This is a genomic window from Janthinobacterium longum (assembly GCF_051380735.1).
GTDB lineage: Bacteria > Pseudomonadota > Gammaproteobacteria > Burkholderiales > Burkholderiaceae_D > Janthinobacterium.
In genome coordinates, this window is sequence record NZ_JBNYXQ010000006.1 from 1 (window position 1) to 23,644 (window position 23,644).

Sequence of the window (23,644 nt, forward strand, 5' to 3'; positions counted from 1 at the left end):
GCGGCAAGTAAAAAGGCAGTAGAGTCCATAACTGCCCGAAAGTTAACATTATTTGCCGCTGTTTACAATCTGTCTTGAATCGAAAGGCTTAACTTAACGGCATTAGGGTCTGACCCCGGATTTCAGCTTGCTTCCCCAATTGGCTGCAGACCGGTTATAATTATCCCCGGCGGGCCCCTGCGCATCGTGGCATGGCTAACCTGGTCAGGTCGGGAACGAAGCAGCCACGGCTATTAACCATGAGTGCCGCAGATCAGGCTCGCCTCCTTCGGGAAACAAATCGCAAAGCTGCCCCAGGGCAGCTTTTTTGTTTTGGCGATGCATTATGGTCATGCGATACAATTGCCGCCTTGGCTGGCCCGGCCATGAGGCTTGCGCCCGCAGCGCAGGATCACCGCAACATCGCATGGTAAAATCTCAGCATGTCCTATCAAGTCCTCGCCCGTAAATACCGCCCCAAGAATTTCGAGACGCTCGTCGGCCAGGAGCACGTCGTGCGCGCGCTGACGCATGCGCTGCACAGCGGCCGGCTGCATCACGCCTATCTGTTTACGGGCACGCGCGGGGTCGGCAAGACCACCTTGTCGCGTATCCTGGCCAAGTCGCTCAATTGCATCGGCCCGGATGGCACCGGCGGCATCACGGCCCAGCCTTGCGGTCAGTGCGAAGCGTGCACGGCGATCGACGCGGGCCGCTTCGTTGACTATATAGAGATGGATGCGGCATCGAACCGCGGCGTCGATGAAATGGCGCAGCTGCTCGAGCAAGCGGTGTATGCACCCAGCAATGCGCGCTTCAAGGTCTATATGATCGATGAGGTGCACATGCTGACCAATCACGCATTCAATTCCATGCTGAAAACGCTGGAAGAGCCGCCCGAACATGTGAAGTTCATCCTGGCCACCACCGACCCGCAAAAGATACCGGTCACCGTGCTGTCGCGCTGCCTGCAGTTCAATCTCAAGCAGATGCCGCCCGGCCATATCATCAGCCACCTGGACTATATCCTGGGGCAAGAGGGCATCGCCTTCGAGCAGCCGGCCTTGCGCCTGCTGGCCCAGGGCGCACACGGTTCCATGCGCGACGCGCTGTCGCTGACCGACCAGGCGATCGCCTATGCGGCCGGCGAAGTGACGCTCGACGCCGTGCAAGGCATGCTCGGCGCGCTTGACCAATCCTATCTGGTGCGCTTGCTCAATGCACTGGCGAAACAGGACGGTGCGGACTTGCTGGCCGTGGCCGACGAGATGGCCTCGCGCAGCCTGTCGTACAACAATGCCCTGCAGGACCTCGGCACCTTGCTGCACCGGATCGCGCTGGCGCAAAGCGTGCCGGCCGCCGTGCCGCAGGACCTGCCCGAGTACGCCGATATCAATCGCCTGGCACAGGCTTTTGACGCGCAGGAAGTGCAGCTGTTCTACCAGATCGCGGTGCATGGCCGCAATGAACTGGGCCTGGCGCCCGATGAATATGCGGGCTTTTCCATGACCTTGCTGCGCATGCTGGCGTTTCGTCCCGGCATGGGCGGCGATCAGGGCTTGCCTGCTGCCGCGCCTGCCAGCGCACCAGTGAACCGTCCGGCCGCTGTTGCCGCCGCGCGTGCAGCAGCCCAGCCGGCGCCGCCGGCACGCGCTGCTGCCCACAGCGTGGCCAGCCATGCTGCCGTGACACCGCCGCCACCGCCAGCGGTCGTGGCCGCTGCGGCTGCAACGGTAGCGCGCAGTGAAGCGCCACCAGCACCACCAGCGCCACCTGCGCCGGTCGCAGCTGCTGCAGCGCCGGCAGCGCCGGTCAGCTCGGCTCGCGCCGCCATCAATGCGGCGCTCGAAGCGGCCCGCGCTGCATCGAAAGGCCGTCCCGGCAGCACAGCATCGGCACCGGCTTCCGCACCGAAAGCACCTGTCCCTGTTCCTGCGCCAGCCGCTGCACCAGCTGCACCAGTGCGCAGCCCGCCGGTCGCCGCCGCCAGGTCGCCCGCGCCGTGGGATGATGCGCCAGTGACGGAGGCGGTGAAGGTTACGGCCGTGGCCGTGCAGGAGGCGCCAGCATCGGCACCGCCGCCACCATCCGAGCCCGATGACGACCTGCCGCCGTGGGTCACCGAATTTTCCGACGACAGCGCCTCGGCCACCGTGCAAAGCGCACCGGCCCAGGCCAGCGGCGAGCAGCCCGCCGTGGTGATGCCGCAGCGCGCGCCCCGGCAGGCCGCACCCAGCGCGCCGTATGTGATCACGCCCGTGCCGGGCCTGGACTGGGATGGCAACTGGCCGGCCGTGGCGGCCGTGCTGCCGCTGCGCGGCGTGGCCCAGCAGCTGGCGTTGCAATCCGAGCTGATCGAATGCCTGCACGATGGCCACAGCACCACCTTCCGCCTGCGCGTGCCGATCGACACCTGGCGCAGCCCGGCCAACGTGGAAAAACTGGCCGCCGCCCTGGCCGAACGCTTTGGCCGCAAGGTCAATGTCGATACGGAACTGGGCGCCGTCTGGTACACGGCCAGTGCCGAAGCGCAGGCGCATCGCGAGGCCTGCCAGCGGCAAGCCGAAGAAACCATTGAAACCGACCCCTTTGTGCTCGATATGAAGCGTACATTCGACGCCTTCGTGGTGCCGGGGACGATTACACCTGCACCGGCCGGCACCGCGCCGACCCTGCATTGATTAACTTAATTAGATAATACGGAGCATTTCCCATGATGAAAAATCAACTGGCTGGCCTGATGAAGCAAGCGCAAGCAATGCAGGACAATATGAAAAAAGCCCAGGAACAACTGGCGCTGGTCGAAGTGGAAGGCCAGTCGGGCGCCGGCCTGGTGAAGATCGTGATGACCTGCAAGAGCGACGTCAAGCGCGTGTCGATCGACCCGTCGCTGCTGGCCGACGACAAGGACATGCTGGAAGACCTGGTTGCCGCCGCCTTCAACGACGCCGTGCGCAAGGCCGAAGCGACCTCCGCCGAAAAAATGGCAGGGCTGACGGGTGGCATGAATTTGCCAGCCGGCTTCAAAATGCCATTCTGATGACCAGCCGCATGCGTCTGATCAGTGCGGCCGGACAGGACTGATCCATGTCCAAGTCGCTGGAATTTCTGACCGAGGCGCTGCGGCGCCTGCCCGGCGTCGGCCCCAAGTCGGCGCAGCGCATGGCGTTTCATTTGTTGCAGCACGACCGGGAAGGCGCGTCCATGCTGTCGCGCGCCCTGTTCCAGGCCGTCGATGCCGTGCATCACTGCGCCCTGTGCAACACCTTTACCGAACATGAGATCTGCGAGAACTGCCTTGACGACGCGCGCGACAAGCGCTTGCTGTGCGTGGTGGAAACACCGGCCGACCAGCTGATGATCGAGCAGACGCTGACCTACAAGGGCTTGTATTTCGTGCTGATGGGACGGCTTTCGCCGCTCGACGGCATCGGCCCGAAAGATATCCATCTTGAAAAATTGCTGGGCCGCGCCAACGATGGCGTGGTCACGGAAGTGGTGCTGGCCACCAACTTCACCAATGAAGGCGAAGCAACCGCCCATTACATCAGCGAAATGCTCAAGGCACGCGGCCTGCGCGTGAGCCGCCTTGCGCGTGGCGTGCCGGTGGGCGGCGAACTCGAATACGTCGACGCGGGCACGATTGCGCGCGCAATGCTGGACCGCAGGGCGACATAAACCCATGGACAAGACGACTTCCACCGGACCCCTGGCCGGCATCAAGGTGCTGGAACTGGGCACCCTGATCGCCGGGCCATTCTGCGCCCGCATGCTGGCCGAATTCGGCGCCGACGTGATCAAGATCGAGTCGCCCGATGGCGGCGACCCTATCCGTTCCTGGCGCGTGCTGAAAGACGGCACCTCGCTGTGGTGGTCGGTGCAGGCGCGTAACAAGAAAAGCCTGACACTGAACCTGAAGGCAGCCGAGGGCAGGGCGATCGCGCGCCAGCTGGCGCTGGAAGCGGACATCATTATCGAGAACTATCGGCCCGGCGTGCTGGAAAAGTGGGATCTCGGCTACGAGCAGCTGAAGAAAGACAAGCCCTCCTTGATCATGGTGCGCCTGTCCGGTTTCGGCCAGACCGGCCCGATGAAAGACTTGCCCGGCTTTGGCGCGATCGGCGAAGCTATGGGCGGCCTGCGCTATGTATCCGGCTTTGCCGACCGCCCGCCGGTGCGCGTAGGGGTTTCCATCGGCGACTCGGTGGCGGCCCTGCATGGCGTGATCGGCGCCATGATGGCGCTGCGTCATCGCGACGTGACCGGTGGCCGTGACCGCGGCGAAGGCCAGATGGTCGACGTGGCGCTGTACGAAGCGGTGTTCAACATGATGGAATCCCTGGTGCCCGAATACGACCAGGCCGGTGTGGTGCGCGAACGCACGGGCGGCTCTTTGCCCGGCATCGTGCCGTCGAATACCTATACCACCGGGGACGGCGAAAATATCGTGATCGCCGGTAATGGCGACGCCATCTTCAAGCGCTTGATGCTGGCGATGGGCCGCATCGACATGGCCGGCGACCCGCAACTGGCGCGCAATGACGGGCGTGTCGTGCGCACGCAAGAAATCGACGACGCCATTGGCGCCTGGTGCGCTACCCACACCATCGATAGCGCGCTGGCCGTGCTGAAGGCGGCCGATGTGCCGGCCGGCAAAATTTATTCGGTGCGCGACATGATGAGCGACCCGCAGTTTCTCGCGCGCGAGATGTTCGAACAGCACCAGTTTGCCGACGGCACCCCCGTCAAGCTGCCGGCCATCACGCCCAAACTGTCGGCCACGCCGGGCAAGACGCAATGGCTGGGGCCGACCTTGGGCCAGCATAACGACGAGGTGCTGGCGTCGCTGGGGTTTGATGCGGCAAGGATTGCGCAATTGAAAGCGGACGGCGTTGTTTAATATAAAGAAGATTGTTCCCTTGCTGGCGGCGTCGCTGCTGCTGTCGGCTTGCGCCAGCATGCGTGCCGATGCGCCGATTGCCAGCCTGCGCCTGATCGGCGAGCAGCGAATTGCCTTGAAGCAGCCGTTCAATGGCACCCTGATCGGCGGCCTGTCGGGCATCGACTACGATGCCGCCAGCGGTGACTGGGTGCTGGAAAGCGATGACCGCTCGGAATTCAATCCGGCGCGGTTTTATCGCGCCAGCCTGAACTATGACAGCAACGGCTTTTCCGGCGTGACTTTCAATAGCGTGCATTTTTTCAAGCAGGCCAATGGTGGCAATTATCCGAACCTGGCGCACGCCAGGCTGGACCGTGGCGACCAGGTGCCCGATATCGAAACCATCCGTGTCGACCCGAAAGATGGCAGCCTGTGGTACGGCAGCGAAGGCAACCGCAAGGTCGGCCTTGATCCGTTTGTCGCGCACGCCAGCCGCGACGGCGGCTACCTGGCAACCTTGCCCACGCCGCCGATGTTCAAGGTCAGCAAGGAAGAGCTGGGTTCGCGCAATAACATGAGCTTCGAGGGACTGTCGTTTTCGGCCGATGGCAACAGCCTGTGGCTGGGCATGGAAGCGGCCCTCTACCAAGATGGCCCGCTGGCCACGCCCGAGCATGGCTCCGTGGTACGCATCACGCAGCTGGACCTTGCCGGCAAGGTGCTGGCACAGTATGCGTATGCTATCGAAGCGATTGCCACTGCGCCGGCGCCCGGGCGCGATGCGGACAATGGCGTGTCGGAAATCTTGGCCATCGACGATCACCGCCTGCTGATCGTCGAGCGGGCCGGGGTGGAGAATGCCAAGGGGCAGTACACCAACCATGTGCGCATCTACGAGATGGATGTGGCCGGCGCCACCGATATCAAGGGCCTGCCGGCACTAAAGGGCGCGAAGTACGTGCCGGCGCGCAAGCGTTTGCTGCTGGACCTGGAAAAGATCGGTTTGCCGCGGGTGGACAACCTGGAAGGCATCGCCTGGGGTCCGCGCCTGGCCAATGGCCGGCGCAGCCTGGTGATGGTGTCAGACGATAACTTCAACGCCCAGCAAGTCACGCAGCTCCTCGTCTTCGAAGTCTTGTAAGGCTTGCCGTGCTGGCGGGCGGATGCGCCTGCCGGGCCAGCATGGTCGTGATCGCATCGTGCGGCGACGGGTGGCCCAGGAAGTAGCCCTGGGCCATGTCGCAGCCGTATTGTTGCAGCATCAGCAACTGTTCGTCGGTTTCCACGCCTTCGGCCACCACCACCATTTTCAGGCCATGCGCCATGGCGATAATGGCGCGCGTAATGGCCGCGTTTTCCGCATCCTGCGGCAGGCCGGCGATAAAGCTGCGGTCGATTTTCAAGGCCCGCACATCGAAGCGTTTCAGGTAATTCATCGACGAGTAGCCGGTGCCGAAGTCGTCGATCGACAGGTAGACGCCGATGCCTCGCAGTTGCTCCAGGGTCACCATGGTGGCGCGCGCGTCGTCCATCAGCGTGCCTTCCGTCAGTTCCAGTTCCAGCAGGCGCGCGTCGAGGCCCGTATCGGCCAGCGCCGACAGCACGATCTGCATCAGGTTTTCATCCTTGAATTGCTTGGCCGACAGATTCACTGCCATGCGTATTGCCTGCCGGCCGCCTCGCTGCCATGCCTTGGCCTGGCTGCAGGCGGTGCGCAGCACCCATTCGCCGATGGGCACGATCAGCCCGGTTTCCTCCGCCAGCGGGATGAACTCGGTGGGCGAGATGATGCCGCGTTCCGGATGGCGCCAGCGCACCAGCGCTTCCACGCCGACGATCCGGGTGGTGGGCACGTCGATCTGCGGCTGGTACAGCAGGTACAGTTCGTTGTTCTGCAAGGCTTTCCTCAGGCCCACTTCCATCTTCACGTGGCTCATGATTTCCATCGTCAGCGAAGAACTGTAGAGCTTGGCGTTGTTCTTGCCGCAGCTCTTGGCGTGGTACATGGCGGTGTCGGCATATTTCAGCAGCGAATTGCAGTCTTCGCCGTCTTCCGGGTACAGCGAAATGCCGATGCTGGCGGTGACGAAAATTTCATGCGTGGCGATCATGAAGGGCCGTCGCATCGCTTCCTTGACCCGGTGCGCCACATTGAGCGCGTCTTCCACCCGTTCCAGGTCGGGGATCAGGATGGTGAATTCATCGCCGCCCAGGCGCGCCAGGTTGCTGCCACCCCACTGGCCATCGAGCTCATGTTCGGCGCGCAGCACCAGGTCACTGGGGCGGACGGTGTCGCGCAGCCGTTCGGAGACGATTTTCAGCAGATGGTCGCCGACGTCATGGCCCAGGGTATCGTTGACGCGCTTGAAAGCGTCCAGGTCCATGAACAGCACGGCAAATTTCTTGTCGTGCTCTTTCGAGCGCCGCAGTTCGCGTTCCAGCGTTTCCAGGAACGCTTGCCGGTTCGGGATGCCGGTCAGGCTGTCGCAATAGGCCAGGCGCCGTATCTGTTCTTCCGTGCGCTTGCGTTCGCTGATATCGCGCACCAGCCCCAGCACTTCGTCGGGACCGGTCGATACCAGTCGCGCCTCGAAGTGGCGCGTGCTGCCGGCATGCGTGAGCGTATAGTCGACCGAGCCGATATGCTGGGTCGCCAGCACCTTGTGCATCTGCTCGACCAGGCGCGCGGCAATTTCAACCGGCAGCACGTCGCTGATATGGCTGCCGACGCAGTGCTCCATGAAAAAGCCGGCGCTGGCGTCGTGGCCTCGTTCGTAGTCGAGATAATAGCCTTCGCGGTTGAGGCGGAAGAAAGTGTCGGGAATCGCCGCCAGCACGGCGCGGTTGTGCGCGTCGGCAATGCGCAGGCGGGCGATGGCGTCGCTGGCGCGCAGCACGTACAGCACGCGGTGGCCCAGGATCGGCCAGTTGATCGGCTTGGATATGAAATCGGTGGCGCCCGCTTCATAGGCATGCGTGACCGCTTCCAGTTCGTCGCCGCCGGTGACCATAATGATGGGCACGGTGCTATTGCCTTCCTGGCGGCGGATTTCGCGGCACACGCCGAAGCCGTCCATGGCCGGCATGTCGACGTCGAGCATGACCAGGTCGGGGCCTTTGAGCTTGTAGCTTGCCAGCGCCTGCGTGCCGTCTTCGGCTTCGATCACGTCCAGCCCCACTTGCGTGAGCATTTGCCGCATCAGCATGCGCATCACGGGGTCGTCGTCGGCCACCAGCACCAGGCCGCGTTTGGGGGAAAGAGGCGCTGTCATGTCATTCTTCCTTCACGAGGAGTCGGCCCAGGGCGTCGCGCACCGCCAGGAATTGCTGCTCCATGCTTTGCAGCAGCCTGGCCGCACCATCGGTGCTGCCGGCGCGGCCCAGTTTTTCCATCTCCTTGCACTGCAGCGCCAGCACGTCGGCACCGATGTTGGCGCTGCCGGACTTGAGGCTGTGTGCCACCCTGCGCATGGCCTCGGTATCGTGCGCGGCTATGGCGGTGCGCAAGCTGGCCAGCTGGCGCGGCGTATCGCCGATAAATGCGTTGATGACTTTTTCGAGCAGCGCATCGGCACCGTTGCCGGACAAGGCGCGGATATTGTCCAGTGCCTGCAGATTCAGTTCGGCCGGAGGTTCGGCAAGCACCACGCTGGCCGGCTGCGGCTTGAGCACCGGCGCTTCCATCGCCTCGTCCGCATGATGCACGGTGGCCGCGCGCGGCAGGGCGATCCAGCGTGCCACGGTGTTGGCCAGTTCCTGCTGGGTAAAAGGTTTGCTCAGGTAATCATCCATGCCGGCCGCCAGGCACGATTCGCGGTCGCCCTGCAGCGCGTTGGCGGTGATGGCCACGATCGGCAGCATGCGCGCGTGACTGGCCTGCTGTTCATGGCGGCGGATTTCTGCGGTGGCCGCAAAACCGTCCATCACCGGCATCTGGCAATCCATCAGCACCAGGTCGAACTCTTCGGCGCGGGCTGCCTGCAGCGCTTGCTCGCCGTTGTGGGCGCACACCACGTCCAGTCCCAGGCTGTCGAGCATGGCCAGCGTCACTTCGACGTTGACGGGATTGTCTTCGGCCAGCAGCACGCGGCGCCGCTGCCGGCGGCTCGCTTGCCTGGGAACATGCGGTGGATGGATGCGCAGGCTTTCGCTGGCGCGCGGCGGCGTGACGATGCAGTCGAACAGATCGCATTCGCGCGCCGGCTTGATCAGCTGGAAGGCGACGCACGCTTCGCGCCGCTGGACCGGATCAGCCGCATCGCGTTCGGTACTGAGCAGCAGCAGTTTCAGCTCGGCCAGCTGCGGGTCGCTCTTGATGGTGGCGGCCAGCGCCAGACCGCTGGTGCGCGGCAAGTCCATGTCGAGCAGGGCTACCGTGTAGGGCTGGCCGGCCTCGAGCGCAGCGTGCAGCCGGGCCAGGCAGTCGCCCGCCGAGCTGGCGCTGTCGCTGGCGATGTGCCAGCTGGCCATCTGGCGTTCCAGCACGGCGCGGCTGGCGGGTGTGTGGTCGACGATCAAGGCGCGTAGTCCTCGCGTGGTGTTCAGATTGAAAGATGGATCGTCACTGTCGACGCGCCGTTTATCGAAATTTACGTCGAACCAGAAGATGGAGCCTTGCGTTAAAGCATTATCGACACCGATTTTCCCGCCCATCAGCTCCACCAGTTGCTTCGAGATCGTCAGGCCCAGGCCGGTGCCGCCATGCTTGCGCGTGGTGGAACCATCGGCCTGCGAAAACGAATCGAAAATGCGCGAGCGCGCCTCGCTCGAGACGCCGATGCCGGTGTCGTGCACCTCGAAGCGCAGGCCCACGCTGGGATGGTCCTCGCGGCACACTGCCACTTTGACCGTGACCTTGCCCGTTTCGGTGAATTTGATGGCGTTACCCAGCAGGTTGACGATAATCTGGCGCAGCCGGTGCGGGTCGCCGCAGATGGCGATCGGAATATCGTTGGCGATATCGAATTCCAGGCAGATATTTTTCGCCTGTGCCTGCGGCATGAACACATGTTCTATATCGTCGAGCAGTTCGCGGAAATTGAAGCGGATATATTCAACTGTGAGTTTGCCCGCCTCGATCTTGGAAAAGTCGAGGATGTCGTTGATGATCACCAGCAAATTCTGCCCGGAACGCTGGACCATGCTGGTGTAGTGGCGCTGCTGGGGCGTGAGCGGGCTGGCCAGCAGCAATTCCGTCATGCCCAGCACGCCATTCATGGGGGTGCGGATTTCATGGCTCATGGTGGCCAGGAAGGCGCTTTTCGCCTGGCTCGCGGCCTCGGCCGCATCCTTGGCCTTTTCCAGTTGCGCCGTGCGCACGCCCACCTGCCGCTCCAGCTGCTCGCGGTAAGTGGCCAGGGTGCTGTCGCGGCTGTCGATCTGTGCCAGCATGTCATTGAAGCTGTCGATCAGCACGCCCAGCTCGTCGCTGCGCTGGTGGGCGATGCGGTGGCCATAGGTCTGGCTGTTCGACACTTTTTTTGCCGTCTCGATCAGCTTGGAAATCGGCTCGGCGATCAGGCTTTTGAAACGCCTGGCCAGTATCAGCGCCACCAGGAACGACAGCAAGGTGGCACCGCTGATGGCGCCCAGATGGCGCGCGATATCGCGCCACATCGGGTGTAGATCAGTTTCGATCATGATCGCGCCGATCACTTCGTCGTGGTGCAGTACGGGGCGGTACAGCCGCATCGAACGGGCCAGCGCGGCGCGCGCGCCCGGCATCATGGAAGAGTCCAGCAGCGCAGCCAACTGCTGCGGCGCCATCGCTTCGGCCGGCGCACTGGCCAGCCGCGGATAGTCGGCGCGATAGAGGGCAAACACCTTGCCGCGCCGGTCATACAGGGCCGCCTGCACGATCTCGTCGCGCGCCTGCAGGGCAGCCAGCAATTGCTGCGCCTGGGCTGTCTTGCCAGCGAGCATGGGTGCCGTACCGGCTGCGCCGATTACGCCGGCCAGCGACAGCAACTGGCCCCTCTCGTCTTCCTTGTGGCTGACCACGGCCGTGACGGCAAACGCCACGAACACCAGCAGCAGCGCACTGCCGGACGATAACACCGAGATCATGGTCAGTTTCTGGCTGATGCTGGCGCGTTGAAAATTGAACATGGACAGGAATATCCTTCGGGCAATTACTGCTGGTAATTACTGCTGGTAATTAATTAATTCTCATGGGAAAAATATAAGCGTGATGACAACCCGTCATGTTGACGTGGGTCTAAAGACACCGAGGGGAGGGGAACCAAATAAAAAAGGCCAGTCTGGAAGACTGGCCTTGATAAAACATCTAGTATCAGCAACAACCGCCGCGCTTGCCGGCGCCGCCGTAGCGTGCCTCCTGGCGTTCGCGGAAGAATTCCTCGTACGTCATCATCGGCTCGCCGGGATGGGTGACTTCCCGGTGCGCCACATAGGTATCGTACTCGGGCAGGCCGCACATCAGCCGCATGCTTTGCCCGAGATAGCGGCCTGCCTTGAGGAGCTCGTCGATCATTATGGCACCGTCGGCATGGCCTGGTACGGCGTTTCCCTGGTGCTCGGTTTGCTGTCGGCGCGCGCCCTCATGATGGTGCGGATGCCGAAGCACAGCACGCTGATCACCACGATCACGAAGAAGCCGGCCAGGCCTGCGTCCAGGTAGTCGTTGAAGATAATCTGCTGCATCTGCGCCACCGACTTGGCTGGCGCCAGCAACTGGCCGGCGTCAAGCGCGTTTGAATACTTGTCGGCATGGGCGAGGAAACCGACGCGTGGATTGGCGTCGAAAATCTTTTGCCAGCCAGCCGTCAGGGTGCATAGCAGCAGCCAGATGGTCGGCGTGATCGTCACCCACGCATACTGGCCGCGTTTCATCTTGAACAGCACGCAGGTGCCGAGGATCAGCGCAATTGCCGCCAGCATCTGGTTGGCGATGCCGAACAGCGGCCACAAGGTGTTGATGCCGCCCAGCGGATCGACCACGCCCTGGTACAGGAAGTAGCCCCAGGCTGCCACGCACAGTCCGGTGGCCAGCAGGTTGGCGATCACGTTTTCGGTCTGTTTCAGCGCTGGAACAAAACTGCCCAGCAAGTCTTGCAACATGAAGCGGCCGGCACGGGTGCCCGCATCGACGGCGGTCAGGATAAACAGCGCTTCGAACAGGATGGCGAAGTGGTACCAGAAGGCCATCATGGCCTTGCCGCCCATGGCGCCAGACAGGATTTGCGCCATGCCGACCGCCAGCGTCGGTGCGCCGCCGGCGCGCGAGATGATGGTGTGTTCGCCGACGTCCCTGGCCGTTTGGGTCAGCATTTCAGGCGTTACATAAAAGCCCCATTGCGAGATCGCCTGTGCGGCCGATTCTGCCGTGCTGCCGATCAGGGCGGCCGGGCTGTTCATGGCGAAATAAATGCCTGGCTCGATGGTCGAGGCGGCCACCAAAGCCATGATGGCAACGAACGACTCCATCAGCATGGCGCCATAGCCGATAAAGCGGGCATGGCTTTCGTTTTCTATCATCTTCGGCGTGGTGCCCGACGAGATCAGCGCATGGAAACCCGACACGGCGCCGCAGGCAATCGTGATGAACAGGAAGGGGAACAGATTGCCCGACCAGACCGGGCCGGAGCCGTCGATGAACTTGGTCATGGCCGGCATTTTCAGGTAAGGCGCGACGACGATAATGCCGATCGCCAGGCCCAGGATGGTGCCGATTTTCAGGAAAGTGGACAGGTAATCGCGCGGCGCCAGCAGCAGCCACACGGGCAGCACGGAAGCGATAAAGCCGTAGCCGATCAGCATCCACGTCAGTTCGGTGCCGGTAAAGGTAAACATGGCGCCCAGCACCGCGTGTTCCTGCACATACTGGCCGCCGATAATGGCCAGCATCAGCAAAATGAAACCGATCACCGACACTTCGCCGATGCGCCCGACACGGATAAAGCGCGAGTACACGCCCATGAACAGGGCAATCGGGATGGTCGCCATCACGGTAAAGCTGCCCCATGGCGAGCCGGTCAGCGCCTTGACGACGATCAGGGCCAGCACGGCCAGGATAATGACCATGATCATGAAGCAGCCGAGCAGGGCGATCATGCCGGGAATCTCGCCCAGCTCGGCCTTGATCAGGTCACCCAGCGAGCGGCCGTCGCGGCGCATGGAAATAAACAGCACGATAAAGTCCTGCACTGCGCCGGCAAATACCACGCCGGCCAGTATCCACAGCATGCCGGGCAGATAGCCCATTTGCGCGGCCAGCACCGGGCCGACCAGCGGACCGGCGCCGGCAATCGCCGCGAAGTGGTGGCCGAACAGCACGTATTTATTCGTGGGAACATGGTCGAGGCCATCGTTGTGCTTGAATGCCGGGGTCATTCGGCGTGCGTCCAGGCCCAGCACCTTGTCGGCGATAAACAGGCTGTAGAAACGGTAAGCGATCAGATACACGCAGACGGCGGCGATCACGATCCAGATGGCGCTGATCGGTTCGCCGCGTTGCAGGGCGACCACGCCCAATGACGCTGCGCCAGCCAGCGCAAGCGCTGCCCAGCCGAGCTGTTTGAAAATGCGGTTCATGCTTCCTCCAGAAATTTGACGGGCGCTGCACCCTGTGTCGGTTACCCTGTATTGCCCTGGTCATTGCCAGTTTGTTCAGTAAGCGCAGCTTATGCCGAGTATTCATCAATCGTATAATGCTGGCAAGCGCAGCACTACGCAGTAAGACTCAGTATTACTACGCAGAGCTGGCGGCATGGCGCCGCGTAAAATCGCCGTTTCGACTTTTCAATCCCGTTACCATTGCGCCAGGTCATGAAACTACGACAGAAAGTCATCTTCCTGGCCATCACGCCGCTGATACTGGCCATGTGCGCGATCGCCTTTGCCGTGCGCCACCAAGCATTGATCCTGGCCGAGCAGCAGCGCGCCACCATCGAGCAGGCCTACCTGGCCAGCAAGGAAGCCGAACTCAAACACTATGTGACGCTGGCCAGCCACTCGATTGCCAAACTGGTCAAGTCGGGCCGCAAGGACGCCGCCACCCAGGAAGAAGCCAAGCGCATCTTGGCCGCCCTCAGCTATGGTGACGACGGCTATTTCTTTATCTACGATTTACAGGGCAACTCTCTGATGCACCCGCGCCAGCCTGAGCTGGTAGGGCAGAACCTGTGGCAGTTGCGCGACGCCGACGGCAACCTGACCATCCAGCGTTTGATGCAGCGTGCCAGAAGTGGTGGCGGCTTCGAGCGCTATAACTGGGTCAAGCCGTCAAGCAACAAATCGGCGCCCAAGCTCGGCTATGTGATTTTGATGCCGGAATGGGGCTGGATGATGGGCACCGGCATCTATATGGACGATGTGGACCAGGCGCTGGCCAAGGTTGGCGCCCAGCAATTCGCCAATATCCGCTCGACCATGCTGTGGATCGCCGCCATCGCCATTCTCGGTGCGCTGGTGGTGGCCGGTTGTGGCCTGGTACTGAATATCCGCGAACTGCGCGTGGCCGACGCCAAGCTGAAAGTGCTGGCGCAGCGGGTGGTTGAGTCGCAGGAGGAAGAGCGGGCGCGGCTGTCGCGCGATCTGCATGACGGCATCAGCCAGTGGCTGGTGTCGATCAAGCTGCAGATCGAGGCCGGCATTGCGCGCCTGTCCGGCAATGCAGAGCAGCGAGCCCGTGCGCCGGCCACGTTTGAACGGGCCGCCGAGCAGCTGAACAAGGTGCTGGGCGAAGTGCGCCGCATTTCGCACAATCTGCGCCCGGCCATTCTTGACGACCTGGGCCTGGCGGCGGCACTGGACCATCTGGTGCACGAATACAATGACAGCAGCAGCGCCCAGGCCAGCTTTGCGGCCAGCCCGCCCGGTGCCGGCGAAGGCCTGCCGGACATGGTCAATACCGTATTGTTCCGCATCGCCCAGGAAGCGCTGACCAACAGCGAGCGCCATGCCGATGCCAGCGAGGTGATGGTCAGCCTGCGCGAAGCGAACGCTGCGCTCGAGCTGCGCATCGCCGACAATGGCGGCGGTTTCGACGCCGACGGCATCGCGCTGCACCCGCAGCGCGGCATCGGCCTGCGCAACATGACGGAACGCATGGAAGCCATCGGCGGCAGCCTGCATATCGCCTCGACACCGGGCGGCACGATGGTGCTGGCGCGCCTGCCCTTCAATCCACAACGGTGACGGAACAGACTGATGAATGAAACCATACGCATTTTGCTGGTCGACGATCACCCTTTGGTGCGCGACGGCTTGCGCGCGCGCCTGGAAGCGGTGCCGCATTTCGATGTGGTGGCCGAGGCCGGCGGCGCCGATGAAGCCTTGCAGCAGGCGCGCGCGCACCAGGTGGATCTGGTGCTGATGGACATCAATATGCGCGGCACCAACGGGATTGAAGCGACCGGCCTGTTCCAGCAGGCGTTTCCGCAGATTGCCGTACTGATCCTGTCCATGCACGACAAGCTTGAATACGTGTCGCAGGCGATTGCCGCCGGCGCGCGCGGCTATGTGCTGAAAGATGCGCCCGGCAAGGACATTGTTTTCGCCATCGAGACGGTAATGTCCGGCGGCATTTATTACAGCGCAGCGCTGGCGCGGCAGCTGTCACGCCCGCAAGTGCAAGACACCTTCCTGACCCTGCGCGAACAGCAGGTGCTGCAGCATATCGCCGGCGGCCAGTCGAACAAGCAGATCGCGCGCGACCTGGACCTGAGCGTGCGCACGGTGGAAACCCACCGCCTGAACATCAAGCGCAAGCTGGGCATCGAAGGGCAGGCCGAACTGATCAAGTACGCGGTCGAACATGCGCAGTTTGACGGCGGCGCCGCATGACGGTTGCCGCAAGCGGTCAATGCAGTTTCTCGTGGAAATATTATTTTTGAACATTTATTGCTGATTTAAAACTGTTTCATTTGTGAGATTCGGATAGAATGATTCTTGCTGTCTAACTGTCATGTCTCATGGCTTTATTGATAGACCGCCAGTTGATGAACACTTTTTGCCTTACCCACGCGAGATGATCGATGTCCACGTCTGAATCAAACCTGTTTCCTTTGGTGGGATTGCAGGCAGTTGCCAATGCACACAACGAGTGGGTCGCCGTCAGCTTCCATCTACCGCAGCAAGGCCCAGGGGCTTTGCTTGCCGCACTGGCCAGCGCCGACGTCTATGCGCACCTGGCGCCGCTGGACTGCATCATTCCTGTCACCGATCCACAGGGCGCTGACGCAGCACAGCTGGCGCTGCTGATGCCGCAGCTGGTGCCACAGCGCACCATCTTGCGCCTGAGCGCTGCCGCAGTGGCGAACAAGCAAGTACAACAAACCTGTTTGCAATGGCGCGAGGCCGGCTACCGCATCATGCTCGACGGCCCGGGCGCCGATGCCGTGATGGCGGGCCAGGTTGACGCGCGTGCGCTGTGCATCGATGCCGCATACGAACTGCCGGGCCTGCATCAACTGATGAGCTTGCCAGGCCCGCACCTGGCCTGCAATATTACCGATGCCAACAGCCTGGCCGGGCTGTCGGCGCTGGGCGTGAGCTGGTTTGCCGGCGACTATGCGCTGCGCAGCGCACGTGGCCACAGCGAAGCGGAAGACGGCACCGCACGCCGCCGCCTGCTGGCGCTGCTGGGTCTGCTGGCGCGCGACGCCGATGTGCAGGAACTTGAAGTGCCGCTGAAGCAAGACCCCGTACTGGCCTATCATTTGCTCAAACTGGTCAACTCGGCTGCCTTTGGTTTAACGGCGACGATCAGCAGCTTTCACCAGGCCATTACCCTGCTGGGCCGGCGCCAGCTGCAGCGCTGGCTGCAACTGCTGCTGTATGCGCGCCAGCAGGATGATGGCAAGATCAATCCCCTGCTGCCGCTGGCGGCCTTGCGTGCAGCGCAGATGGAGTCGCTGTGCCAGTTGCGCGGCGGCGACCGCGCGGCGCAGGACCTGGCCTTCATGACGGGCGTGTTTTCCCTGCTCGACACCTTGCTGGGCATGGACATGGCCGATATCATTGCCACCCTGAACCTGGACCCGGCCGTCAGCAGCGCCTTGCTTGAACGCAGCGGTGAACTGGGCGCCATGCTGGCCCTGGCCGAAAGCGGTGCCACGCCGGAGCCAGCGAGCCTGCTGCGGGCCGGCATCGATGACACAAGTTACTGGCGCAGCCTGCTGCAAGCCTACCAGTGGGCCATCACGGTGAGCCGGAACGTCTAGCATGACAATATTGCCGGTGTCGAATACCCTCAGTGATAGCGCCGCCTTGTGCGACGCCGTGGTACGCCTGCGCGGCGCGGCCCTGGTGACGGAACTGGGCCGCATCGCCGGCAGTGTGATGGGCAGCGCGCACGGCGAGTTCCTGCCGTCGGCCAGCGACAACACGCCGCCAGTGCTGCCTGGTCCCGCACCTTCCGCACTGTTGCAGGAAATCACTTTCGACGGCCACTGCTTCGGTCACTACCGGGTGGCCGGCAAGCACAGCTATGACGAGACTGACCGCCGCCAGCTGTCCAGCCTGGCGTCGCTGACGGCCGGCGTGCTGCAGGTGCACTCGCTGGCGCAGCGCTCCACGCATGCGTTTGCGCAGGTCGAAGCCCTGCTGGCGCAGCAGACGCAAATCCTCGACCAGCTGCATGAATCGGTGCTGACGATGGACTTGACTGGCTACATTACCAGCTGGAACAAGGGCGCCGAACGCCTGTTCGGCTACTCGTCGGTGGAAGCGGTGGGCCGCAACATCCTGTTTTTATATGACGACGAAGATACCGGTTTCCACGACGCCTTCCTGGAGCAGGGCGGGCGCCTGATGGAAGTGCGGCGCCGCAAAAAATCGGGCGAAGTCTTCTGGGCCAGCCTGTCGCTGTCGCCGCTGCGCGATCTGGACGAGCGCCCGGTCGGCCTGATCGCCTATCTGACCGACATTACCGAACGCAAGCTCGCCGAGGAGCGCCTGCACCACCTGGCCTATTACGACGCACTGACCAGCTTGCCGAACCGCACCCTGCTGACCAAGCTGGTGGACCAGGCCCTCTCCGTTGCCCAGCGCGGCAAGATGCTGGGCTGCATGCTGTTTATCGACCTGAACCGTTTCAAGCTGATCAACGACACCCTGGGCCGGCGCGTCGGCGATGAACTGCTGCGCCAGGTGTCCGTGCGTTTTCGCCACGTGCTGCGCGACCAGGACCTGGTGGCGCGCCTGAGCGGCGACGAGTTCGCCGTCGGCCTGTTCGACATCAGCCAGCATTTCGAAGCAAGCACAGTGGCGCAAAAGCTGCTGGGTTCCTTGGTGCAACCATTCCTGATCGAAGGCCACGACCTGCGCGTGGGCGCCAGCATCGGCATCAGCGTCTACCCGCAAGACGGCCACGACGCCGAAACCCTGCTGCGCCTGGCCGATATCGCCATGTACCGCGCCAAGCAGGACAGCGGCGGCGAAGCCGAAAGCGTGGCCTTCTACAGCCAGGACATGAACCTGGGCATGCAAGCGCGCATGCGCCTGGAAACCGGCCTGCGCCATGCTTTGGCCGAACAGCAACTGCTGCTGCACTACCAGCCCAAATACGCCCTGAGCAGCGGGCGCATGATCGGCGCCGAAGCGCTGGTGCGCTGGCGCCACCCCGTGCAAGGCATGATCCCGCCCGCCGAATTCATTCCGCTGGCCGAATCGACCGGCCTGGTGGTGCAAGTGGGCGAATGGGTACTGGAAGCGGCCTGCGCCCAGGCACAAGCGTGGAAGCAGGCCGGCCTGCCGCCTATCCGCATCGCCGTCAACGTCTCCGCCCGCGAATTCACCTCGGCCCTGCCGGCCCGGGTAGCCGCCACGCTGGAGCGCTACGGCCTGGAAGCAGCCTGGCTGGAACTGGAAATCACCGAAAGCACCCTGATGCACAACATCGAGCGCGTCATCGGCATCATGGACCGCATCACCGCGCTGGGCGTGGCCCTGTCGCTGGACGACTTCGGCACCGGCTACTCCAGCCTTTCATACCTGAAGCGCTTCCCGATCGATACCCTGAAAATCGACCGCTCTTTCACCACCGGCATCCCCTCCGACGCCAGCGACTGCGCGATTGCCACCACCATCATCAGCATCGCCCAGCAACTGCACCACAAGGTAATCGCCGAAGGCGTGGAAACAGCCGAGCAGATGGCCTTCCTGAAAAGCTCCGGCTGCGACGAAGTCCAAGGCTACCTCTTCTCGCGCCCGCTGGCAGCAGAAGACTTCGAGCGCGCGTTGCGCAAGAACTGGGACTTGTAAACATCACGCCATCTTCAGCACAGCCATTGGTAAGCCCGCCACCTTTATGTATAATGCAGGCTCCGGAAGCGTGGCCGAGTGGTTGAAGGCACTAGTCTTGAAAACTAGCGACGGGTTACACTGTTCGTGAGTTCGAATCTCACCGCTTCCGCCAGGAAATAAAGAAACCGCCTTCGGGCGGTTTTTTATTGCCTGTCGGAAGCGAGCAGGGCGCCTGCGCGCCCTGCGTGTGAGATTCGAAGGGCTGGGCGTATCTGCCCAGCCCGCCCCGAATCCTCCATCTGCTGCCGCTGCGCGGCAGCTTCGCGCGCCGTAGGCGCGCGTTCGTGGTCCTAATCAGGTTTCGACTGAGCTTGCTTCCACGGCGCTGTACACATCAGTCCGTGTCCGAATGGCGGACCTGACCCCGCGCCCTGCTTATGGCCGAAGACGCATGAGGACTGGCGCGGCGGGGCGGTTGGTGGGCTTGCGATTTGACGCGTTTTGACGCACTTTACGCTGTTTTTTCCTTGAGGTTACATGGCCTCAATGTTCGGCCTAAATCACGCGGTAGCTCAAGTGGTGCTTTTAAGCATCATGCATGATTTCCTCGCGCGTTCCTATTCGTAGAATAGTACTTCCTTCAAATTTTCCAGTTGGTATGTTTTCATGTTATCTTTGAGACAAATTAATAAGGAGAAAGTAATGATAAAAATTGGCACTGCGAATATCAGGGGGGCGCGTATTGGTGTCTCCTTGGGCGCAGGAACAAGTGACTTCGAGATTGGAGCACTCACCACTACCGATGTAGGTGTTGCTGTTGAAGTTCGTGACGCTCCCCGAGAAAGCCTGTTGAGTAGCCTTGGCTTGCCACCATCTACGCCACCGGAAGTTGTCATCGAAGCTTTGACGCTTTTAAAGGGTGTTCAGAGCGCACCTATCGAGAGACAGGTTTCAGCACTTAGAGGGTCACGGTTAGAGAGCATGCTTTCTGTAGGAGGTAACTTGGCATCCATCGTCAGCTTGCTCCTTCCATTGTTGCAAAAATAGTTGGTTAGCAAGCGCAATTTTTTAGTGAAGCAGGTATGTCGCAACGATTGGCGAAAAAATTTCTAAGTAGATATGGTTGTAGGTATGAAGTGAAGTAATCGCTCTATAGAGCTGATGGAGTATAGGTATTTGCATTACACCGCTTCCGCCAGGAAATAAAGAAACCGCCCTCGGGCGGTTTTTTATTGCCTGGCGGAAGCCAGCAGGGCGCCTGCGCGCCCTGCGTGTGAGATTCGAAGGGCTGGGCGTATCTGCCCAGCCCGCTCCGAATCCTCCATCTGCTGCCGCTGCGCGGCAGCTTCGCGCGCGCCGCGCGCGTTCGTGGTTCTGATCAGGTTTCGACTGAGCTCGCTTCCACGCCGCTGTACACATCTGTCCGTGTCCGAATGGCGGATCTGACCCCGCGCCCTGCTTTTGCCAATCAGCTTCTCGACTGAGCCAGCTTCCACGAGCTTCAAAGCATCAGTCCGTGTCTCAATGGCAGACCTGACCCTCCTGCGCTGCTCGCGCGCTGCTTCATGCCCGCCGCGCCGTCAACCACTGCCCCGGCGCCAGCGCCGCTGCTGCAACTCTGACCTCGCCGATATTGCCGAAGAAGCCGTCCGCCCTTGCGCCGTCCCACGAGCCGCCGCCCACCACCCAGGGCGAGCTTGCCGACAACGTTGCCAGCCCGACGACATTGCTGCTGTTGCGCAGCACCGGTGCGCCTTCGACATACATCACCGTGTCATGCGTGGCCGGGTCGTTGACGATGGCGATATGCACCCAGGTGCCGGCGATGATCTCGCCCGACCAGCTCGACAGCGCATCGCGCTTGCCGCTGACGTCCGGCACCACCTCCCACTGCACCTCGCGCAGGCTGGAAATGGCAAACAGCAGCGGCGGCGACTCCGGGTCGCCACCAATGAAGCCGGCCAGGTCGCCACGTTTGCCGTCGCGCGTCATGATGTTCATCCACGCGTGCTTTGTTTTGTCCCACGCCGGGTTGATCTTGACGAAAGCTTCGATCGTGTAGCCGGTCGTGGCGAACGTTTGCGCGTTGATCGGTGCCGACGGATCGGTAACAAAATAGCTGAGGCGCGGCACGTTCTTGTCGGTGTTGAGAAAACTGACCGACCCCGGCGCAGACGACAGCCGGTGGCGGTCACTGCTCCAGATTATGTCGCCCGCCTCGGCGCCAACGATGCCGCCCTTGTTGAGCCCATCGCGCGTCAGCGCATTGGCGCCGGTGACGTCGGCGATGCGCGCGCCTGGCGCCACGGCCGCGCCCTCGGCGCCGCCGAAGAAACGCCAGTGCGCCACAGTCGACGCCACTTTCGGATAATCGTCGGCGTCCTTCGGCGCCACCGGCTCCACCACGGCCGGCTCCGTGTAGCCCTTGAGCACCATCGCCCTGGCCTGGTCGACCAGTGACGACGCCACCGTCGCCTTGCCGGTGCCGAATGTGGGGTTGAAGCGCGCGAAGCGTTTGGCGAAATTGATGTTGATGGTGAATGCTTCCTTGGCCTCGGTGAGCACCGCGCGGTCGAAGCTGTTGCGCGTGTCGGCCGGTTTCATCGGCACCCATGGCGAGAACGACAGCACCTTGATCTGGTTGTTGGTCAGGTCGAATTCGTACAGGCGCATCAGGCCGTTGCCGCCCTGATAGTCCATCTGGTAATCGACTACCATTTCCTCGACCGGGTTGCCGAAGTTGTTGGTCTTGGTCAGGCGTGCGGCGCCGTGATGGTGGCCGTTGAGCGTGATGAAGATCTGGTCGTTATCGCGTATCAGTTTTTCCCACAGCATCTTGCCGTAGTCGGTTTCCAGCGGGCTGACGGCGTCCGCTGCGATGTTGAGCAACTGGTGGTTGACCAGTATCACCGGCAAGCTCGGGTTGTCGGCCATCACCTTGCGCGCCCAGGCAATAGCGGTGTCGGAGATGCGCCAGGACAGCGACAGCACCATGAACTTCTGCTCCTGCGCCGTGAAGATATGGTATTCGTGGAAGCCGGTCGTGTCGCGCCCGCCGAAAGTGGCCTGGCGCTGCGCGCGGCGAGTGTCGAACCATTGCAGATAGGGCTCGTTGGCCAGCACCCGTTGGGCATCGGTCCCCTTGCTCTGGTCGCCCTGGTAGTCGAGATCGTTGACAACGTCGTGGTTGCCGGCAAGTATGGAATAGGGCAGCTTGTTTACTTCCAGCACCTGCATCGCGCTGTCGGCTACCTTCCACTGCTCTGGTTTGCCAACCTGGTCGACCACATCGCCCAGATGGATCAGGAAAGGGATGTTCAGCGTCGCCGCGTTGCGCGCCACCCAGTTGGTCTGCGCGGCGAAAGGTTCATTGCCATAGTGGCGCTGGTATTGATTGCTTTCCGAGGAAGTCGCATAGCGCGAGTAAAACTGCGTATCGGGCAGCACGGCGACGGCGAAGCTCGAGATGAGGGTGCTCGGCGGCGCCACCACCACCGGTGGCGCGCTGCCGCTGTCGTCACTGCCGCCGCCACAGCCGGCCAGCAGGCCGCCGAGGGACAGCCCGGACGCAGATGCCAGTCCCATTTTCAGCAGCGTGCGCCGCTGCGCACTTTGCGTGTCAGCAATGTCGACAGGAGTGATGAAGGATGGTTTTTCGCCGGGCTGTTTCATGACTTGGTGCTCGCAAAAGAGAGAAGCAATCAGTCTATTGCCTGACCGTGACGAGTTCATGACAAGATGATAGTCACTATATCGCTGCGCACGGTGTCGAAATCGATTGCGCGTATCGAGGGCGAGGTGCCCGAGGACACAGTCATGCGCCGGGCCGACCGGTCAGGCCAATCAGGCCAATCAGATCCGTGGCTTGCCGAGCGAATTTGCCGGATATCCCCCAGGCAATTGCGTACATTTACGAGCGGGTGTCGGCAATGGTCGAGGATGCCTATGAAAGCTGCGCCACCTTGCTTAAATCTGCGGAAATACGTGGCCAGCCCTTCCCGAAAAAAGGTGTGGCTTCCACGCTGCGCAACGGCCAGCGAAGCTGACAGTTGCGCTATGGCCTGCTATGGACTCAAGGCCGACAGTGCACACAAAGGGTTCGCCTACGGTATCGGTATAGCCGACCCGCACATCAGCATTAAACTGCACAGTGAGCGTCGCTCGTTTTACGCAATGCCAGGCGACTTTTTGCTTTGCCAGAGCAGCCCGCAAGAATGCCGATTGCTCCGTGGCGACACTGACGGCTATTTTATTGTCTGGACAGGCATCGCCGGAAATGAGATTGAACTCGACACGCCATGGTGCCACGCGTACGGTGCCATACAGCACACCCAGTGTCCAGAAACCCTGGTAGTCATTGTTACGGCTGATGAATCTGGCAAGAATACCGGAGGCGCAATGCTTGAGGCGAGAACGAATTTTCATGTGTGGCCCTGGAAGGGCGAGCGCCCTTTAAGCCCATCCGCTTCGCGGAGCACTCCATCATATCACCACTGTGACCGCTGACAATCCTCCCATGGATTAAGGCAACTGGTCGCGCGTGAAGAGGATGGCAAGGCTCTCTGCGCCTTATTT

The 23,644-nt window shown here is 62.0% G+C and carries 16 protein-coding genes, 1 tRNA gene and 1 other RNA gene; 12 read left to right on the forward strand and 6 right to left on the reverse strand.

From position 1 onward, the window contains the following. Positions 1-168 precede the first annotated feature (168 nt). From ffs to ACQ4WM_RS16110, 6 genes are all read left to right on the forward strand, one after another. Positions 169-267: signal recognition particle sRNA small type (gene ffs, locus ACQ4WM_RS16085), an RNA gene on the forward strand. Positions 268-422: 155 nt separating this feature from the next. Further along, positions 423-2,660, forward strand: a complete 2,238-nt coding sequence (locus ACQ4WM_RS16090) for a DNA polymerase III subunit gamma/tau (protein ID WP_436547692.1) — start codon at positions 423-425, stop codon at positions 2,658-2,660. A gap of 32 nt (positions 2,661-2,692) precedes the next feature. Next, on the forward strand, positions 2,693-3,019 hold the full coding sequence (locus tag ACQ4WM_RS16095; protein ID WP_436547693.1) for a YbaB/EbfC family nucleoid-associated protein: 327 nt from the start codon (positions 2,693-2,695) through the stop codon (positions 3,017-3,019). A 47-nt stretch (positions 3,020-3,066) separates the two neighbouring features. Next, positions 3,067-3,657, forward strand: coding sequence for a recombination mediator RecR (recR, locus tag ACQ4WM_RS16100; RefSeq protein WP_312438285.1), 591 nt, complete (start codon positions 3,067-3,069; stop codon positions 3,655-3,657). Positions 3,658-3,661: 4 nt separating this feature from the next. Continuing rightward, positions 3,662-4,879: a CaiB/BaiF CoA transferase family protein gene (locus tag ACQ4WM_RS16105; RefSeq protein WP_436547694.1), complete on the forward strand. Its 1,218-nt coding sequence runs from the start codon at positions 3,662-3,664 to the stop codon at positions 4,877-4,879. Next, on the forward strand, positions 4,872-6,002 hold the full coding sequence (locus tag ACQ4WM_RS16110) for an esterase-like activity of phytase family protein (protein ID WP_436547695.1): 1,131 nt from the start codon (positions 4,872-4,874) through the stop codon (positions 6,000-6,002). Before ACQ4WM_RS16105 ends, ACQ4WM_RS16110 begins: the two co-directional genes overlap by 8 nt. Here the strand turns inward: ACQ4WM_RS16110 and ACQ4WM_RS16115 are convergent. The 4 genes from ACQ4WM_RS16115 to ACQ4WM_RS16130 form a co-directional block, all read right to left on the reverse strand. After that, the gene (locus ACQ4WM_RS16115) at positions 5,971-8,133 is read right to left on the reverse strand and encodes a GGDEF/EAL domain-containing response regulator (RefSeq protein WP_436547696.1); all 2,163 of its coding nucleotides are present in this window, start codon (positions 8,131-8,133) and stop codon (positions 5,971-5,973) included. The genes ACQ4WM_RS16110 and ACQ4WM_RS16115 overlap by 32 nt on opposite strands. A gap of 1 nt (position 8,134) precedes the next feature. Further along, a complete protein-coding gene (locus ACQ4WM_RS16120; RefSeq protein ID WP_436547697.1) occupies positions 8,135-10,969 on the reverse strand; it encodes a hybrid sensor histidine kinase/response regulator in 2,835 nt (944 codons plus the stop codon). 184 nt (positions 10,970-11,153) lie between these two features. Further along, entirely contained in the window at positions 11,154-11,354 is a 201-nt protein-coding gene (locus tag ACQ4WM_RS16125) for a YbdD/YjiX family protein (RefSeq protein ID WP_065306003.1), read from the reverse strand. Next, on the reverse strand, positions 11,354-13,414 hold the full coding sequence (locus ACQ4WM_RS16130; protein WP_436547698.1) for a carbon starvation CstA family protein: 2,061 nt from the start codon (positions 13,412-13,414) through the stop codon (positions 11,354-11,356). The genes ACQ4WM_RS16125 and ACQ4WM_RS16130 overlap by 1 nt, the downstream gene beginning before the upstream one ends. Before the next feature lie 234 nt (positions 13,415-13,648). Between ACQ4WM_RS16130 and ACQ4WM_RS16135 the strand changes: the two genes are divergently transcribed. The 6 genes from ACQ4WM_RS16135 (at position 13,649) to ACQ4WM_RS16160 (ending at position 20,116) form a co-directional block, all read left to right on the forward strand. After that, complete coding sequence (locus tag ACQ4WM_RS16135) at positions 13,649-15,019, forward strand: cache domain-containing protein (RefSeq protein ID WP_436547699.1); 1,371 nt, start codon at positions 13,649-13,651, stop codon at positions 15,017-15,019. A gap of 12 nt (positions 15,020-15,031) precedes the next feature. Then, entirely contained in the window at positions 15,032-15,667 is a 636-nt protein-coding gene (locus ACQ4WM_RS16140; protein WP_436547700.1) for a response regulator transcription factor, read from the forward strand. A gap of 191 nt (positions 15,668-15,858) precedes the next feature. Further along, positions 15,859-17,046 (forward strand): HDOD domain-containing protein, encoded by a 1,188-nt coding sequence (locus ACQ4WM_RS16145; RefSeq protein ID WP_436547701.1) that lies wholly within the window; start codon positions 15,859-15,861, stop codon positions 17,044-17,046. A gap of 1 nt (position 17,047) precedes the next feature. Then, positions 17,048-19,087, forward strand: coding sequence for a putative bifunctional diguanylate cyclase/phosphodiesterase (locus ACQ4WM_RS16150; protein WP_436547702.1), 2,040 nt, complete (start codon positions 17,048-17,050; stop codon positions 19,085-19,087). A gap of 64 nt (positions 19,088-19,151) precedes the next feature. After that, positions 19,152-19,241, forward strand: a tRNA-Ser gene (locus ACQ4WM_RS16155). 530 nt (positions 19,242-19,771) lie between these two features. Then, a complete protein-coding gene (locus ACQ4WM_RS16160; protein WP_436547703.1) occupies positions 19,772-20,116 on the forward strand; it encodes a hypothetical protein in 345 nt (114 codons plus the stop codon). A 516-nt stretch (positions 20,117-20,632) separates the two neighbouring features. On the opposite strand, the gene ACQ4WM_RS16165 is transcribed toward ACQ4WM_RS16160, so the two are convergent. Both ACQ4WM_RS16165 and ACQ4WM_RS16170 read right to left on the reverse strand, forming a co-directional pair. Continuing rightward, the gene (locus ACQ4WM_RS16165; protein ID WP_436547704.1) at positions 20,633-22,741 is read right to left on the reverse strand and encodes a LamG-like jellyroll fold domain-containing protein; all 2,109 of its coding nucleotides are present in this window, start codon (positions 22,739-22,741) and stop codon (positions 20,633-20,635) included. Between the two features lie 294 nt (positions 22,742-23,035). Beyond that, entirely contained in the window at positions 23,036-23,494 is a 459-nt protein-coding gene (locus tag ACQ4WM_RS16170; RefSeq protein ID WP_436547705.1) for a hypothetical protein, read from the reverse strand. Positions 23,495-23,644: the final 150 nt, after the last annotated feature.